General features: G+C 64.4%; 14 protein-coding genes. 4 read left to right on the top strand and 10 right to left on the bottom strand.

Annotated elements, in window-relative coordinates; translation table 11 throughout:
- Window positions 1-36 precede the first annotated feature (36 nt).
- From ACVWZ4_RS15085 to ACVWZ4_RS15100, 4 genes are all read right to left on the bottom strand, one after another.
- On the bottom strand, window positions 37-1098 hold the full coding sequence (locus ACVWZ4_RS15085; RefSeq protein ID WP_456700003.1) for an MBL fold metallo-hydrolase: 1062 nt from the start codon (window positions 1096-1098) through the stop codon (window positions 37-39).
- A 112-nt stretch (window positions 1099-1210) separates the two neighbouring features.
- Window positions 1211-3352 (bottom strand): methyl-accepting chemotaxis protein, encoded by a 2142-nt coding sequence (locus tag ACVWZ4_RS15090; RefSeq protein WP_456700002.1) that lies wholly within the window; start codon window positions 3350-3352, stop codon window positions 1211-1213.
- A 166-nt stretch (window positions 3353-3518) separates the two neighbouring features.
- The gene (locus ACVWZ4_RS15095; protein ID WP_456700001.1) at window positions 3519-4238 is read right to left on the bottom strand and encodes an outer membrane protein; all 720 of its coding nucleotides are present in this window, start codon (window positions 4236-4238) and stop codon (window positions 3519-3521) included.
- 222 nt (window positions 4239-4460) lie between these two features.
- Window positions 4461-4781 carry a hypothetical protein gene (locus ACVWZ4_RS15100; protein ID WP_456700000.1) on the bottom strand — a complete coding sequence of 107 codons (321 nt, stop codon included), beginning with the start codon at window positions 4779-4781 and terminating at the stop codon, window positions 4461-4463.
- Window positions 4782-4996: 215 nt separating this feature from the next.
- Here ACVWZ4_RS15100 and ACVWZ4_RS15105 point away from each other — a divergent pair, with 215 nt between their 5' ends.
- From ACVWZ4_RS15105 to ACVWZ4_RS15115, 3 genes are all read left to right on the top strand, one after another.
- Window positions 4997-5287, top strand: a complete 291-nt coding sequence (locus ACVWZ4_RS15105) for a hypothetical protein (protein ID WP_456699999.1) — start codon at window positions 4997-4999, stop codon at window positions 5285-5287.
- Between the two features lie 461 nt (window positions 5288-5748).
- Window positions 5749-7110 (top strand): 3-carboxy-cis,cis-muconate cycloisomerase, encoded by a 1362-nt coding sequence (pcaB, locus tag ACVWZ4_RS15110; RefSeq protein WP_456699998.1) that lies wholly within the window; start codon window positions 5749-5751, stop codon window positions 7108-7110.
- Window positions 7111-7222: 112 nt separating this feature from the next.
- A complete protein-coding gene (locus ACVWZ4_RS15115; protein ID WP_456699997.1) occupies window positions 7223-8479 on the top strand; it encodes an aminopeptidase in 1257 nt (418 codons plus the stop codon).
- Between the two features lie 24 nt (window positions 8480-8503).
- On the opposite strand, the gene ACVWZ4_RS15120 is transcribed toward ACVWZ4_RS15115, so the two are convergent.
- Window positions 8504-8734, bottom strand: coding sequence for a hypothetical protein (locus ACVWZ4_RS15120; RefSeq protein ID WP_456740645.1), 231 nt, complete (start codon window positions 8732-8734; stop codon window positions 8504-8506).
- Between the two features lie 203 nt (window positions 8735-8937).
- Between ACVWZ4_RS15120 and ACVWZ4_RS15125 the strand changes: the two genes are divergently transcribed.
- Window positions 8938-9393 (top strand): cupin domain-containing protein, encoded by a 456-nt coding sequence (locus ACVWZ4_RS15125; protein WP_456740646.1) that lies wholly within the window; start codon window positions 8938-8940, stop codon window positions 9391-9393.
- 118 nt (window positions 9394-9511) lie between these two features.
- Here ACVWZ4_RS15125 and ACVWZ4_RS15130 read toward each other — a convergent pair whose 3' ends face one another.
- The 5 genes from ACVWZ4_RS15130 to ACVWZ4_RS15150 form a co-directional block, all read right to left on the bottom strand.
- Window positions 9512-10033, bottom strand: a complete 522-nt coding sequence (locus ACVWZ4_RS15130) for a hypothetical protein (RefSeq protein WP_456699995.1) — start codon at window positions 10031-10033, stop codon at window positions 9512-9514.
- A gap of 74 nt (window positions 10034-10107) precedes the next feature.
- The gene (locus ACVWZ4_RS15135; RefSeq protein ID WP_456740647.1) at window positions 10108-11052 is read right to left on the bottom strand and encodes an EamA family transporter; all 945 of its coding nucleotides are present in this window, start codon (window positions 11050-11052) and stop codon (window positions 10108-10110) included.
- Window positions 11053-11123: 71 nt separating this feature from the next.
- Window positions 11124-11939, bottom strand: coding sequence for an MBL fold metallo-hydrolase (locus tag ACVWZ4_RS15140; protein WP_456699993.1), 816 nt, complete (start codon window positions 11937-11939; stop codon window positions 11124-11126).
- Between the two features lie 97 nt (window positions 11940-12036).
- A complete protein-coding gene (locus ACVWZ4_RS15145; RefSeq protein ID WP_456740648.1) occupies window positions 12037-13563 on the bottom strand; it encodes a permease in 1527 nt (508 codons plus the stop codon).
- Complete coding sequence (locus tag ACVWZ4_RS15150) at window positions 13560-14309, bottom strand: ABC transporter ATP-binding protein (protein WP_456699991.1); 750 nt, start codon at window positions 14307-14309, stop codon at window positions 13560-13562. Before ACVWZ4_RS15150 ends, ACVWZ4_RS15145 begins: the two co-directional genes overlap by 4 nt.
- Between the last annotated feature and the right edge of the window lie 96 nt (window positions 14310-14405).

Raw genomic sequence — 14405 nt, forward strand, 5'->3', positions numbered from 1 at the left:
GCTGCCCTGCACCATCGGTCCAAGGGCTGGACGCCCTCACGTCGTCCTGAACTGCAGCACGCCGTCCTTGGTCTCGGCGGTCAGCCGGCCCTCGACGATCATGTAATTGACGTGAGCGACGAGCTCGCCGGCGGCAAAGCCCATCTGGTGCTCGTCAAGCACGTGCTTGTTGAACACGACAGGCACCAATGCGCGCGAGGTCTGCGGCACCTCGCGGCAGGCTTCCGCGATCAGGCGGCAGCGCTCCTCGTGGTGATCGGCGAGCTGCTTGATGCGGGTCTTCAGCCCGTAGAACGGTACGCCGTGACCCGGCAGCACCAGGAGATCATAGGGCAGGGTGGTGGTGAGGCTCGCGAGTGAGGCCAGATATTCGCCGAGCGAGTTCTGGTCGGGCTCGACCGCCCACACGCTGACGTTCGGCGAGATCTTGCTCAACACCTGGTCGGCGGAGAGAAACAGCTTGTCGTCGGCGCAGTACAGCATCACCTGGTCGAGCGCATGCCCGCCACCGGTGATCACCTTGAAGCGGCGCGGGCCGATCACGACCTCGTCGCCATGCGAGATACGGCGGTAGGACGGCGGCAGCACCGAGACGCGTTTGAGATAATCCTGGCCGCGGCCGAGCAGCTTCTCGGTGAGAGACTCGTCCATGCCGTGGCGGCGGAAGAACAGCCGCTGCGCCTCGCGCCGCTCCTCGGTGCCGCGGTTCTGGTGATAGACCGATTGCAGATATTCGACCTGCGACATCACCAGCGGACAGTTGAACCGCTCGACGATCCAGCCGGCGAGGCCGACGTGATCGGGATGCGAATGGGTGACGATCAGGCGCGTGATATTGACGCCCTTGAGCGGACCTTCGAACAGCTTGGTCCAGGCCTCGATCGTCTCCTCGTTGCCGAAGCCGGCATCGACCATCGCATAGCCGTCGCCGTCGGCGAGCAGGTAGATGTTCACATGGTTGAGGCGGAACGGCAGCTTCAGCCGGGCCCACAACACGCCGGGCCTGACCTCCACGACCTCTTCCGGGCCGGGATGCTGCTCCCAGGGGTAGCGCAGCGCCTCGGCGGAGGACTGCACGGTATCGGTTTTTGCGTTCATGCCACCGGCTTAAACCCAGCGCGGGCAGGGCGCCAGCCGAAAAAGAAGGCCGGCCGGTCGCCGCATGGCGGTCATTCCGGCCGTATTCCGTAGCCCGGATGGAATCGGCGTCCTACGCAGCCCGCATGTTGTTGAGGAACGCGTCGATCTCTCCGCGCAGCAAGTCGGCTTCGCGGCGGAGTGCATCCGATGCGCTGAGCACCTCCGTGGCCGCGGCACCCGCTTCGGCTGAAGCGGTGGAGACGCCGACGATATTGCTGGAGACTTCGCTGGTGCCGCCGGCCGCGTGCTGGATGTTGCGGGCGATCTCGCGGGTCGCTGCGCCCTGTTCCTCGACCGCGGCGGCAATGGTCGTGGTGACGTCGTTGATCTCGCCGATGATCCGGCCGATGCCCTGGATGGCGCCGACGGCCGAGGTCGTGACCTGCTGCATGCTGGCGATCTGGGTGCGGATCTCCTCGGTCGCCTTCGCGGTCTGGCTCGCGAGGCTCTTCACCTCGGAGGCAACCACCGCAAAGCCGCGGCCGGCCTCGCCCGCCCGCGCCGCCTCGATGGTGGCGTTGAGTGCGAGCAGGTTGGTCTGCGAGGCGATGGTCTGGATCAGGTCGACCACGACGCTGATGCGGCTTGCGCTCTCGGCGAGGCTCTGCACCGTGGCGTCGGTGGCGCCGGCTTCGTCGACTGCCTTCTTGGCGATCGCGGCCGAAGTGACGACCTGCTTGCTGATCTCCTCGATCGAGGACGAGAGCTGTTCGGTGCCGGACGATACGGTCTGCACATTGACCGAGGTCTCTTCGGCGGCGGACGCAACCGCGTTGACCAGTGCGTTGGACTGGTCGGCGGTGGTCGACATGCTCTGCGCCGTCGACTGCATCGAATTGGCCGATTGCGCGAGGTTATCGAGCGCGGTGCGCACGGTGCCCTCGAATTCGGCGATCTTGGCTTCCATTTGCGCGGCGCGCTCGGCCTTGGCGGTGCGATCCTTGTCCTGCTCGCTCGCGAGCGCGCGGGCCTCGATCATGCTGTCGCGGAACACCGTCAGCGTTTCCTTCATCGCGCCGATCTCGTCGTTCTGGCGGGAGCGGACGATCTCGGTGTCGAGGTCGCCGGCCGAGAGCAGCTGCATGGCGCGCTGAAGCTCGCGGATGCGGCGCAGGATGTTGCGGCCGACATAGAGCCAGACGAACAGCGCCGAGCCGATCAGGGTGAGCCCGCCGAGTGCCAGCATTGCGGTCGTGGCGAGCGAGATCTCGTGACGCGCCTGGAAGGTCGACGCGTTGGTCTCCTTCTGCACGCCGTCGACGAGCGCCTGCACGCTGATTCCGAGCCCGACATTGAGCTTGCGCGTCTCGTCCAGGATGGTCTGGCCATAGTCGATCGCGTCGAGCTCCTTCTGGCGGATCTTGAATACGCCGGTCTTGCCTTCACCGAAGACGAACAGCTTCTCGACGGCATCGCGCACGGCTTGCATCGAGGGGAAGTTCGGGAGGTCCTCGAGGTTGGACTTGACGCGGTCGCGGGTCGTCTTGAATTCCTTCTCGATCGCCTCGAGCGTGTCGCTGCTGTTGGCGGAGAGCGCCGCCATCATGTCGGCGGCCATCAGATTGCCGTTGGCGGAGATCGTCGAGATCTGGGCGACCGTGCGGGCGGCTTCGGTGGCATCGTCGGCCGACACCTCCGCCGCACCGAGGATCGCATTGAGGCGCGTCTGTGCATCGAGCATGGCCGGGCCGGCAGCGCCGACAAAGGAACGCTGGACCTTCCGGAGCGCTTCATACTGCTTGTCGTGCAGCGCGCCGGTGTCGAGCCGCTCACGGGCCGCCGACACCAGGCTCTGCGTGGCCTCATCGATGCTCTTGGTGGTGTCGCGCAGCGCGTTCGCGGTCTGCTGGTCCGCGCCGAGTTCGATGATCTCGCCGAGCTTGGCCATCGCGAGCTGCTGGATGTCCTTTACGTTCCTGGTGCGCTCGTTCAGCGCATCATCGGTGGGCGAGGCGAGCAGGCCCGGGCCCTGTGCTGCGAGCGTCGCACTCTGCGAGGCGAGCTGAAGGCTGGCGGCGAGGCGCGGGATGTCGCGGCCGCTCAAATCCATCATGGTCGAGCCGAGATGCTTGAACACGAAGCCGGCGCCGGCTGCGATCACGAGGGCCATGCCCGCGATCACGGCGAAGGCCGCGAACAGGCTGCCGCGCAGGCCCCATTTCGGCATTTTGAAACGAGGTTTGATACGGCCAACGCTCAGACGGATCGCCATCGAAATTCCCCCACACGCGTAATCTTTGTCATTTCGCTGCGGAGTATCCTTGGCCCGGGTTAAAAAATCGCAAGTTGCCCAAATGCTTGGCAGTTCCGCAGGGCGAAAAAAGAAAGGGCCGGCATCACGCCGGCCCTTGATCGTGGCGAGAGTTTTTCAGGCGCGATCAGTAGGACGCGACCGGGCTCGCCCAGTTGAAGCGGTAGTTGAGGCCGGCCTTGAAGGTGTGGTCGTCGGTGGTGAAGTTGCCGGTGCCGACCAGCGGCCCCGCGGTGAAGTGCGCATCGCCGAAATTGTAATACTGGTACTCGGCCTTGGCCGACCAGTTCGGGGCAAACATGTATTCGAGGCCGGCGCCGATGGTGTAGCCGCTGCTGTGATTGCCGTCGATGACGAAGGCTGCCGGCACGCCGCCGACCGTCACCTTCTCGTTGTTGTCGGAATAGGCGTAGCCGCCCTTCACGTAGAGCAGGCCCGGGCCCCAGGTGTAGCCGACGCGGCCGGTGATCGAGCCGAGGCCGCGCTGGTCGTTGGTGTAGGCCACGCCGCCCGGGAACACCGCGCCGACATTGCCGGAGAGCCAGGAATACTGGGCTTCGGCGCCGACCACGAAGTTCGGATTGAGCTGCCAGTCTGCTCCGGCCTGCAAACCCCCGAGGAAACGGCCGTTGCCGTTGTTGCCGGTGGAGAGGCCGTTGAAATTGCTGTCGCTGGAGAACGCGCCGCCGATGTGGCCGCCGATGTAGAAACCGGTCCAGTTGTAGATCGGCGCGGCGTAGGCCGGCGCCTTGTTGTAATAGGGGCGGGCGCCGAGATCGGCACCGAACGCCGGAACAGCCGCGCCCACCGCGAGCAGCGCAACCGTCGCAAACAGAATCTTCTTCATCGTCCTAACTCCAACACTAAGGTCCCCGGCAGGCGCGCAGTTCGCGCCGCTTTGGTTATGCAGATAGCTCGCTTTTGACGAAAATGCTGTCACATGCGTGGCATAACGGTGCCCAACCTAAGTTATTGGGCCACAAATGATTTTCGTGCTTAATGGCGGCTTAAGAAGTGGTGAAGGAAGGTTTAATTCGCGCTGACTGCGGTAACTTGCGCGCGTGTCCCGTTAACCAAGACGCCGCCGCACCTCCTCGCGCATCTGCGCACGGAACGCCGCGCGCTTCGCGGGCCGGTCTTCCTCGCGTATGTCGTGGCGATCGAAGATGTCGAACTTGTCCAGGATCGGATAGCGATCGCTCGCCATTGCGAGCACGCGCAGCACCTTGGTCGCGGCCAGCGTCGGGCCGCGCACCTCCCAGCGCCGGATCGTGTCCGCGCCGCCGTTCTCCGGCAACGCACACAACTTCGCCATGTCGGCCGCATTGAGCTTGCGCCCGAGCGCGTCGGAGAGATCGTCGCGCAGTTGCTTCAATTCGGGGCCGGTCATGCTGTTCGTTCCGAGAGTCTCTGAAAGCCTTGCACTAGCGCTGATTCGGGTCGATCCGAAGGCGACACGTTCGTGATAGTGTGTCCGCGCCGATCGTGCCATATCGCAGCGTTCCGGCACATTTGCGCGCACGGAATTATGAACGGCGACCTATGGGAATTCTCCGCCGGATGAACACATGACTTACCAGCCCGCAGCGAACGAAGGGAATGGTCATGACAACGATGAGAATCGCCGTAGCCGCGCTCGTCGCGGCCGGGTTGGTGGTGGCGCCTTTCGCGGCTGAAGCGAAGAAGCATCGGTCGAGCAGGCATTACAGCACGGACGTGATGGTCCCTACCTACGGAAGCTCCGTCGTGACCGCGACGCCGCCAAGGACCTATGGGTCGTCCGGTCCGTCGATTGGAACCGTCACGGCGCCCTCGATCGGAACCTATAATTGGCCGTCGGTCGGCGTCACCAATGCGGTGCCGACCTGGAGCAACACCAATCCGCCGCTCAGGTGATCAAAAAGCCCGTGACTGCTGCCTTCCCGAAGCGGAGCGGGATGCCGAAGGAAAGCGGCCTGCTCGGGCGAAAAACATACCGTGCGACGTCGCCGGATTCCGCGGCGCTGGCCGATCGGCGCAGCGGTCAATGTCGCAGCCGACAGGACCGGCAGACGAGCCCCGGCAAGCGGAACGATTTCAACATTGAGGTCTCCTCGTCATGCGAAGGCGTTCGCGCCGCGCGACAGTCGATAGTGCCATCGGAGCAGCGCGCTGATGTCTGGAGCTGCATCTGGGCCGTGATCCTTCGAGGCTCCGCGCACGCTGCTTCGCATCGTGCGTCTCGCACCTGCGGATGACGGGGCAGGCGAGGTGCTCGCAAGCCATCGAACGTGCGTTAAACAGCGAATGTCCGTTGCCCAACGTCCCGGCCCGCGTAAGCTATCCTCATACAAAACAACAGCCACAAAGAAGCGCCCATGCCCGCCTTTACCGCCTCGACCACCGTGCTCGATTCCATGCTGTTCCGCGATGCCTTCGGCACGCCGGAAATGCGCGAGGTGTTTTCCGATGTCGCGCTGGTGGCGCGTTACGCCGAGATCGAGGTGGCGCTCGCGAAAGCGGAGGCGCGATGCGGTGTGATTCCGCAACAGGCTGCCGACCAGATCGCGGCGAGGACCGATGTTGCCGCGTTCGATTTTGATCTGTTGCGGCAGGAGACCGACATCGTCGGCTATCCGATCCTGCCGCTGGTGCAGCAGATGGCGAAGCAATGCGGCGAGGCCGGCCGCTACGTGCATTGGGGTGCGACCACGCAGGACATCATGGACACCGCCGTGGTGCTGCAATTGCGCGCCGGGCTCGGGATCATCGAGCGCGATATCGCGGACTTGCGGAAAATTCTCGCCGACCTCTCGCGGCGCCATCGCGACACGCCGATGGCCGGACGTACCCATCTCCAGCAAGCGCTGCCGGTGACGTTCGGCTACAAGGCCGCGATCTGGCTTGCGATGTTCGACCGCCACGCCGAGCGCCTCGCGCAACTGAAGCCGCGTGTGCTGGTCGGGCAGTTCGCCGGCGCGGCCGGCACGCTGGCTTCGCTCGGCGACAAGGGCTTCGAGGTGCAGGAGGCGCTTTGCGCCGAGCTGAAGCTGGGTGTGCCCGCTTCGACATGGCATGTCGCACGCGACGGCTTCGCCGAGGCGGTGAATTTCCTTGCGCTCCTCACCGGATCGCTCGGCAAGATCGCGCTCGACATCATGATCATGGCCTCGACCGAATTCGCCGAAGTCTACGAGCCCTTCGTCAAGGGCCGCGGCGCCTCCTCGACCATGCCGCAGAAACGCAATCCGATCTCGTCGGAACTGATGCTTGCCGCATCGAAGGCGGTGCGGCAGCAGGCTGGTCTGATGCTGGACGCCCTGGTGCAGGATTTCGAGCGCGCGACCGGTCCGTGGCACGCCGAATGGATGGCGATCCCCGAAAGCTTCGTGCTGACCGCCGGCGCACTGCACCAGGCCAGGTTCGCGCTCGCGGGTCTCATCGTGGACGAGAAGAAGATGGACGACAACCTCGCCCTTAGTCGCGGTCTGATCGTGGCCGAAGCGGTCATGATGGGGCTCGCGCCGCAGATCGGCCGGCAAGACGCGCACGACGTGGTTTACGATGCCTGCAGGCTCGCCAACGAGAAGGGCATCAGCCTTGCCGATGCGCTGTCGGCCGATCAGCGCGTCGCGACCCGAATCGATCGCGCCAGCATCGAGGCCCTCACTTCACCGAAAAATTACCTTGGCCTTGCGCCTGCCATGGTCGATCGGGTGCTCAAATCGGCAACGCGTTGAAAACCAAACTGCACGAAACTCCGTATCTTTCACGTCGCGCAAGACGCTCGCGCACTTGTGCCTCGTGATGCTAGACTTAGATTGTACGTGAGAATTCGACAGAGGACCCGGCATGACCGATCAACGCAATTTCGCCTCTTCCATCGATCCCGCGAAGCTCGACCGGCTGGCCGAGGTCGCGGTGAAGGTTGGATTGGGTTTGCGGCCGGGACAGGACCTTCTGTTGACGGCGCCCGCGATCGCGCTGCCGCTGGTGCGCCGAATCGCCGCGCACGCCTACAAGGCCGGCGCCGGCATCGTGACGCCGATTCTTTCCGACGAGGAGACGACGCTGGCGCGCTATCGCCACGGCCATGACAATAGCTTTGATCGCGCCGCCGACTGGCTCTACGAAGGGATGGCGAAAGCGTTCTCGGACAACACCGCGCGCCTCGCCATCGTCGGCGACAACCCGATGCTGTTGTCGAACGAGGATCCGTCCAAGGTGGCGCGCGCCAGCAAGGCCAATTCCATGGCCTATCAGCCGGCGCTGGAAAAGATCGTCAATTTCGACACCAACTGGAACATCATCGCCTATCCGAGCCCGACCTGGGCGAAGCAGGTTTTCCCTGATGATTCCGAAGAGGTGGCGATCGGCAAGCTCGCGGATGCGATCTTTGCGGCCTCCCGCGTCGACCGCGAGGATGCGATGGCGAATTGGGCGGGCCACAACGCGGTGCTGCGCGAGCGCACCAACTGGCTGAACGGCCAGCGATTCCGCGCACTGCAATATTCGGGTCCCGGCACCGACCTCACCATCGGGCTTGCCGACGGCCATGAATGGGAAGGCGGTGCCTCGCTCGCCAAGAACGGCATCAGCTGCAACGCCAACATTCCGACCGAGGAGGTCTTCACGACTCCGCATTGCCGCCGGGTCTACGGCCATGTCGTGAGCTCGAAGCCGCTGTCCTACCAGGGCACGCTGATCGACAACATCGCGGTGCGCTTCGAGGACGGCAGGATCGTCGACGCAAAGGCCTCGCGCGGCGCGGAGGTGCTGAACAAGGTGCTCGACACCGACGAGGGCGCGCGGCGTCTCGGCGAGGTGGCGCTGGTGCCGCATTCCTCGCCGATCTCGCAGAGCGGGCTGCTGTTCTACAACACGCTGTTCGACGAGAACGCGGCGTCCCACATCGCGCTCGGGCAATGCTATTCGAAATGCTTCATCAACGGCGCGCAGCTCACGCCGCAGCAGATCGCAGCCCAAGGCGGCAATCAAAGCCTGATCCATATCGACTGGATGATCGGCTCGGGCGAGACCGACATCGACGGCATTTTGGCCGACGGCAGCAAGGTGCCGGTGTTCCGCAAGGGCGAGTGGGCGAAGTAACCGACGCGCGTGCGCGCGGGTTCTTCACCTCTCCCGTAGGGAGAGGTCGGGTCGCATCGCACCGCCGCGCAGCATCGGGCCGTAGTCATTGCTGAAGCGGTTGAACGGTGCCGTGAACGGGCTGCCGTCGGTGGCCGCACTGATGCCGTCGCAGGCCGCGACCGCCTCGCAGGGGCGTACCCACGGGAATCGCCCGCCTCGGGCAGGTCGAGGCCGGGCGCGGATTTCCTGTTTCGCCTCGTTGACGTCGCGCACTTTGTCGCACCCCTGAAAAGAAGGGTTCATGTGTGCGAATTTGCAGGAAATTGGGGCGCTAACAATTTCGCATCTGCAACTTGCGGCTGATTGTCGGGGCTCGTGTAAGAAAGAATTAAAAACAGGCTACTAGCGTTCCCCCATCTTTCGAAACAATCCGGGCCGAGACCCGGTCATACTTAATATATGCCCTGGGGAAACAGATGTCGGCCGCATTGATTGAAATCGCTAGTTGCAACGTGGACCTGGAGCTGCGGCCGATCGAGCCGGCCTGGATCATCGAGGGCAATCCGGTCTCCCGTTCGCACATCCTGTCGACCAGCTCGGACGGCACATCCTCGACCATTATCTGGTCCTGCACCGAAGGCCGCTTCAACTGGTACTACGATTTCGACGAGACCATCATGATCCTGGAAGGATCGATCGTTTTGGAAAGCGAAGGGCTCCCGCCCAAGCGGTATGGAGCCGGCGACGTCATTTTCTTTCGCGATGGCGCGCATGCCAAATGGCATGTCGAAGGCCACGTCAAGAAGATCGCTTTCTGCCGCAAGACAAATCCCGCCGTCATCGGCTTCATGATCCGCGTGGTCAACAAGCTGAAGCGGATGTTCCTCTCGCCCGGCGAACGCAGCCCCGCGCCCCTCATGGGCGCCGGCTAATCCTTTTGAAGGACGCTTCCCAGCGGCCACGACGGAAGAGGGGGCGGGACCAACATCCCGTCCCCTCTTTCGCGTCGTGACGGCGCTTGGCTCCGTGGCGAGCGCGGCGGTGTTCTCCTCAGCCCTTCCGCCGCGTCGCCCTCACATCGACCACCAGCCGCCAATCGGTTGTCGTGGCGGGCTTGACCTCGCCGAGCCAGTGGAACGAATCATGTGTGATGTCGACGAAGTTCCAGCGCGTGAGCTCGCCGGTTTCGGTCGTGCCTTCCTGCACGATGTCCTCACCACGCGCGCGGCCGATCTGCTGGCGGAATACCGATCGGGCCGGATCGAACCAGGAAATCCGCCACGCCGAAATGCCGGGATCGTAGACCCGAAGCGTCGTGCCGTACCAATTGCCTGCGACCGGAAAGGCGGGCGCGCCCGCAGGCCGCGGAATGATCCAGACGTCCTGAACGGCGCGTCCTTCCAGCACCCAGCCGAAATGAATTTCGCCGGGTGCGGTGTGCGTCGCGCCGTCAGGCCCGTGGGCGGTGATCTCGGCGTCCCAATCCCCGACGAAGCGGCCGTAGAGCTGCAGCTCCGCGGCGTGCTCGGGGTTGGGTCCGTCAGCGTGCAGCAATCTCTTGAAGTCGGTCATGTCGATCTCCTCTTGCCCGGAGATCAGCACGATCGGCCGATAGCCGACTTGGAGAAAATTGCCGTCCGACGTCGTCAGGTCTTGTGCAGGGAGAGATGTCCTACGCCCTGCCGGGTCTTGTCGATCGTCGGGCGGCTCTCCGAGCGTTCAGCGCGCCAGATGACGATGACGGAGATGATGACGAGACCTGCGCCAAGCAGCATCATGCGCGAGAACGGCTCGCCCAGCACGAGGGTGCCGAGCAGCACGGCGATGACAGGGTTGACGAAGGTGTAGGTCGACACCAGCGAGGTCGAGACATTTTCCAGCAGCCAATTATAGGCGACGAATCCGATCACGCTTCCGGAAACGATCAACCAGAGTGCGGCTGCAAGCGAGACCGGGGAGACATCCCGTGGCCTGAAGCTTGCGATCTCGCCCGTCAGCCAGCTGATCGCGAACAACACGAGGCCACCGATCGAAAGCTGCATGCCGGAAAGCAGAATGGCGGACGCTTGTTTCGACATGCTCCGGGACAGGACGGTGCCGACCGACCATGACAGCGCCGCAGCCAGCAGCAAGACGACCGGCAGGATGCTGATGCCGGCCTCCTCGACATTTTGCCATGCCACCAGCCCGACGCCGAAGAAGCCCGGCACGAGTGCGAGCAGGGCAAGGGGCCTTGGCCGCTGCGCGCCGGGGAACAACGAATCAATCAACAGGATCCAGAACGGAATGGTGGCGAGCACGATCGCGGCCACCCCTGAAGGAACCGATTGCTGTGCGAAGGCGAGCACACCATGGCAACCCGCAAAGAACAGCAGTCCGCACAGGCTCGCGCCGATCCAGGCCCGAGCGGGCACGCTGCCGATCTGCCGGCCGCTCATCGCCAGCAAAACGACTCCGCCGCAAAACGAGCGAAGCGCCATCAGCAGAAATGGCGGAAGCGATTTCAGTCCCAGCGTGATCGCGAAATAGGTGGAACCCCACAACAGATAAATGGCTGCGAATGCTCCGACAACCAGGAACCTTCTACTCATGATTGCTCCGATCCGAAGATGATCTCGAAGCCATCAAGTCGGAGCAGGTTCATGCGTTCCGGTTTTGCAGATCAGACGCCTTCGAGGATGATCACCGTCGGTGTCGACGGCAGCGTATCGCGCGAGATCCGCAACGAGCGCTCGGTGCGCCGATCGATCTCGAACTGCTGGCCGATGCGGCGCATGAACTCCTCGAGCGGGGTCGCGAAGCGGTGCATCGGCAGCACCACCGAAGCGCGCAAGCGTTTGGTGATCTCAGAGACGCCATCGAGCGACATCGTGTAGGTGCCATCGATCGGCACCATCACGATGTCGAGGCGCCCGATCTGGGCGAAATGGCTGTCGTCGAGCTTGTGGTGCAAATGGCCGAGATGACCGATGCAGAGCCCGGCGACCTCGAAGATGAAGATCGAATTGCCGTCGCGGATCATGTCCGTGCCGGAATCGTCGCCGAAGTAGCGGCGGATATCGGTCGTGACGTTGCGAATGAAAGTGTCGCCGATGCGCTCCGACACGACGGCCGGCTTGCCGTCCTCGCCCCAGCCATGCAGCACATGCGGAATGCGCTTGTCCGGATTGAGCGTGTAGTGCGTGCTGTGGGCCCGGTTCATGGTGACGACGTCAGGCAAACGCCCGACCTGATAGGCGCCGCTGTAATCGGTCGCGATCCGCACGCCACCGGGCGTGTCGATGAAATAGGTGGAGTGGCCGGCATAGGTGATCTCGACCTCCGGCGCCACGGCCGCCTGCCGCAAGGCGACCGGCATGGCGCGAGGTGCGGCATTCGCCAACGCCAGGCATTCGCCGCGCTGGGGCGGCTGCTGGGCGAGGGCGGGTGAGAGACATGCGCTCAACAGCGCAAATGCCGCCGAAACAAGTCGCCGCATGAATTCATCCCCGATGACTTCGAGGGAAAGTCTAGCGTGCAGAACGGCGTGTCGCCAACAGGACGCGATCAACAGCGCGTCAATGCCGCACCTGCCTTTACTCCCGCCTCGGGCTGAACTTCCAGGTCGTCGCAACCAGGCCCGCCGTGATCAGGCCGCTGACGATGCCGGCGGTCGGCAGCGTGAGCAGCAGCGCGGCGGTCGCGGCCCAGCCGATCGAGGAGAAGGCCTCGGCAATGGTCGCAAGCCGCGACGAGGTCTGACGGCGGCGGAACTGGCTGCGCCGGGCCTGGACGCGGAACCAGAGCTGGATCGCGGTCGCAGAGGCCGCACTGACGAGGATGATGGCGGCGGTGATCGCAGCCTGGGATGGTGAAGCGAAAATCAGCACCGCAACCAGCGGACTGAAGATGGCGGCGATCGCGATCAGCACCACCTCGATCTTGGCGCGGATGACGCTCGAGGACGTCAGGGGCGCGGTCGCGACCAGGTCGGGCGCGTCCTCGCCTGAGATCGTCAGCCAGGCGAGCCCGCCGGCGAGCTGTCCTGCCGCCATCACGATGACAGGCGTGATCAGCGTCAGGGCCGCGGAACTGTCGCCAAAACTGCGCCAGAGCAACAACGCCGGGGGCACCAGATAGAGCAGCTGCATCAGGGTCTGCGAGATCAGCCAGGGATCGCGCCAGAGCAGCATGAACTCCTTGCGCCGCAGCGAGTGTTGTCGGGAGCCGCCCCGGAACGGGCGCTCCTTTGTGCGCTTGCGGCTGGATGTGCCGTAAGCCGCAGCCTCGATCGCGGTGTCGGCGAAGCGGCCCGAGAACACGGCCATCACGCATCCGAGCAGCACCAGCCCGAGCGCGAGGAGCAGCAGCAGCGCCTCGCCGTCGCCCATGGCCGCCCGTGCCGGCCACCACCAGATGCTGTCGACGTCGGGCGCGTGGGCGGCGAGGGTGCTTGAGGTCAGGACGGTGAAGCGCGACAGCGTGCCATAGGAGATGATCGCGGCGACCTGGAGCGCGATCACGAAACCGGCGCCGATGATCGCGGCCAGGATCTGGGCGACGAAGCGCGTCCGCGACGGGCCGATCAGGCGGAACAGCAGAATGGTCACCCCGATCGCGATCGCCGCCGCCGACAGGCCCATCGCCACGACGACGCCGAACGCCGCAAGCCACCGTGCGCCGCCGCCGATGACAAGCACGTCGATGAAGGGCGTCGCGAACAGCAGCGCCATCACCGTCACGGTGAGTGCGATCGCGGCGATGCGCACGGAGAACAGATTGGCGAGCGTTGCGGGGGAGGACATGATCAGGTCGAGATCGGCGCGGGCGTAAAACACCCGCGTCACCGATTCGATCGCCTGCGACAGCATCAAGGTCCAGGCGAGCAAGATCGTCGCCGAGACCACGATCAGCGAGGATTTGTCGAGCGGCAATTGGAGATTGGCGAAGCGGCCGATCACCGCCCATGCCGGCACGTGCAGCAGTGCGGCGAAGAACAGCAGACCGATCACGGCTGCGCGGGCCCGCCGGCGCCGCCCGCCCGTCATCATGGCGAACCATTCGCGCCAGGCGAGCCGGAGCTCGTGACGGGCAAACCAGGAGAGCGCGGTTGCCGAGCTCATGCGGCTTCCGGAAGCGTGACCAGCGCAATGAAGAGATCTTCCAGGCTGGTGTCGGCATGGCCGTTCTGCTGGCGCAGCTCGGTCAGCGTACCCTCTGCAACCAGGCGTCCCGCGGCGATCACCCCGATGCGGTCGGCCATGCGCTCGGCGACCTCGAGAATGTGCGTCGTCATGATGACGGTGCAGCCGGCGCGCACGCGCTCGCCGAGCAGCCCCTTCACATGCCGCGCCGAGACGGCATCGAGTCCCGTCAGCGGCTCGTCGAGAATGATGAGGCGGGGATCGTGCACCAGCGCGCCGGCCAGCGCCACTTTCTGGCGCATGCCCTTGGAGAAGCCTTCGCAGCGCTCGTGCCGGTGCGGCTCGAGCCCGAGCGAAGTCAGAAGCTCCTCGGCGACCGGTTTCGAGACCGGCGGCGCAATGCCCCAGAGGCCGGCGACGAATTCGAGGTACTCAAGCGGCGTCAGCTTGTCGTAGATCATGGGCTCGTCGGAGACCCACGCCATGACCTGCTTGGCCGCCACGGGGTTTTGAAGCGCATCGATGCCGAAGATCGAGACGCCGCCGTCATCGGGCCGCAACAGGCCGGCTACCATGCGCAAAGTGGTGGTCTTGCCGGCGCCGTTCGGGCCGACCAGCGCATAGAACTCGCCGGCATGGATGGTGAGATCGAGGCTATCGACCGCCAAACGGTCAAAACGCTTCGTTAACCCTCGGACTTCCAGCGCCGAGCTGTCCCGCTTCATCACGGCTACCCCATCCGGTTCTGCATCGGTCGCGACCCTGACCTGAAGATGTTTCGGCCCGTGAATCGGGCCGACCCAATTCCGGCATCCACCTTG

Source organism: Bradyrhizobium sp. USDA 4472, assembly GCF_054058595.1.

Bases quoted from the DNA above. Each gene is read 5' to 3' on its own strand.
- ACVWZ4_RS15085 (WP_456700003.1), bottom strand. From the start codon at position 1,098: ATGAACGCAAAAACCGATACCGTGCAGTCCTCCGCCGAGGCGCTGCGC.
- ACVWZ4_RS15090 (WP_456700002.1), bottom strand. From the start codon at position 3,352: ATGGCGATCCGTCTGAGCGTTGGCCGTATCAAACCTCGTTTCAAAATG.
- ACVWZ4_RS15095 (WP_456700001.1), bottom strand. From the start codon at position 4,238: ATGAAGAAGATTCTGTTTGCGACGGTTGCGCTGCTCGCGGTGGGCGCG.
- ACVWZ4_RS15100 (WP_456700000.1), bottom strand. From the start codon at position 4,781: ATGACCGGCCCCGAATTGAAGCAACTGCGCGACGATCTCTCCGACGCG.
- ACVWZ4_RS15105 (WP_456699999.1), top strand. From the start codon at position 4,997: ATGACAACGATGAGAATCGCCGTAGCCGCGCTCGTCGCGGCCGGGTTG.
- pcaB (WP_456699998.1), top strand. From the start codon at position 5,749: ATGCCCGCCTTTACCGCCTCGACCACCGTGCTCGATTCCATGCTGTTC.
- ACVWZ4_RS15115 (WP_456699997.1), top strand. From the start codon at position 7,223: ATGACCGATCAACGCAATTTCGCCTCTTCCATCGATCCCGCGAAGCTC.
- ACVWZ4_RS15125 (WP_456740646.1), top strand. From the start codon at position 8,938: ATGTCGGCCGCATTGATTGAAATCGCTAGTTGCAACGTGGACCTGGAG.
- ACVWZ4_RS15130 (WP_456699995.1), bottom strand. From the start codon at position 10,033: ATGACCGACTTCAAGAGATTGCTGCACGCTGACGGACCCAACCCCGAG.
- ACVWZ4_RS15135 (WP_456740647.1), bottom strand. From the start codon at position 11,052: ATGAGTAGAAGGTTCCTGGTTGTCGGAGCATTCGCAGCCATTTATCTG.
- ACVWZ4_RS15140 (WP_456699993.1), bottom strand. From the start codon at position 11,939: ATGCGGCGACTTGTTTCGGCGGCATTTGCGCTGTTGAGCGCATGTCTC.
- ACVWZ4_RS15145 (WP_456740648.1), bottom strand. From the start codon at position 13,563: ATGAGCTCGGCAACCGCGCTCTCCTGGTTTGCCCGTCACGAGCTCCGG.
- ACVWZ4_RS15150 (WP_456699991.1), bottom strand. From the start codon at position 14,309: ATGAAGCGGGACAGCTCGGCGCTGGAAGTCCGAGGGTTAACGAAGCGT.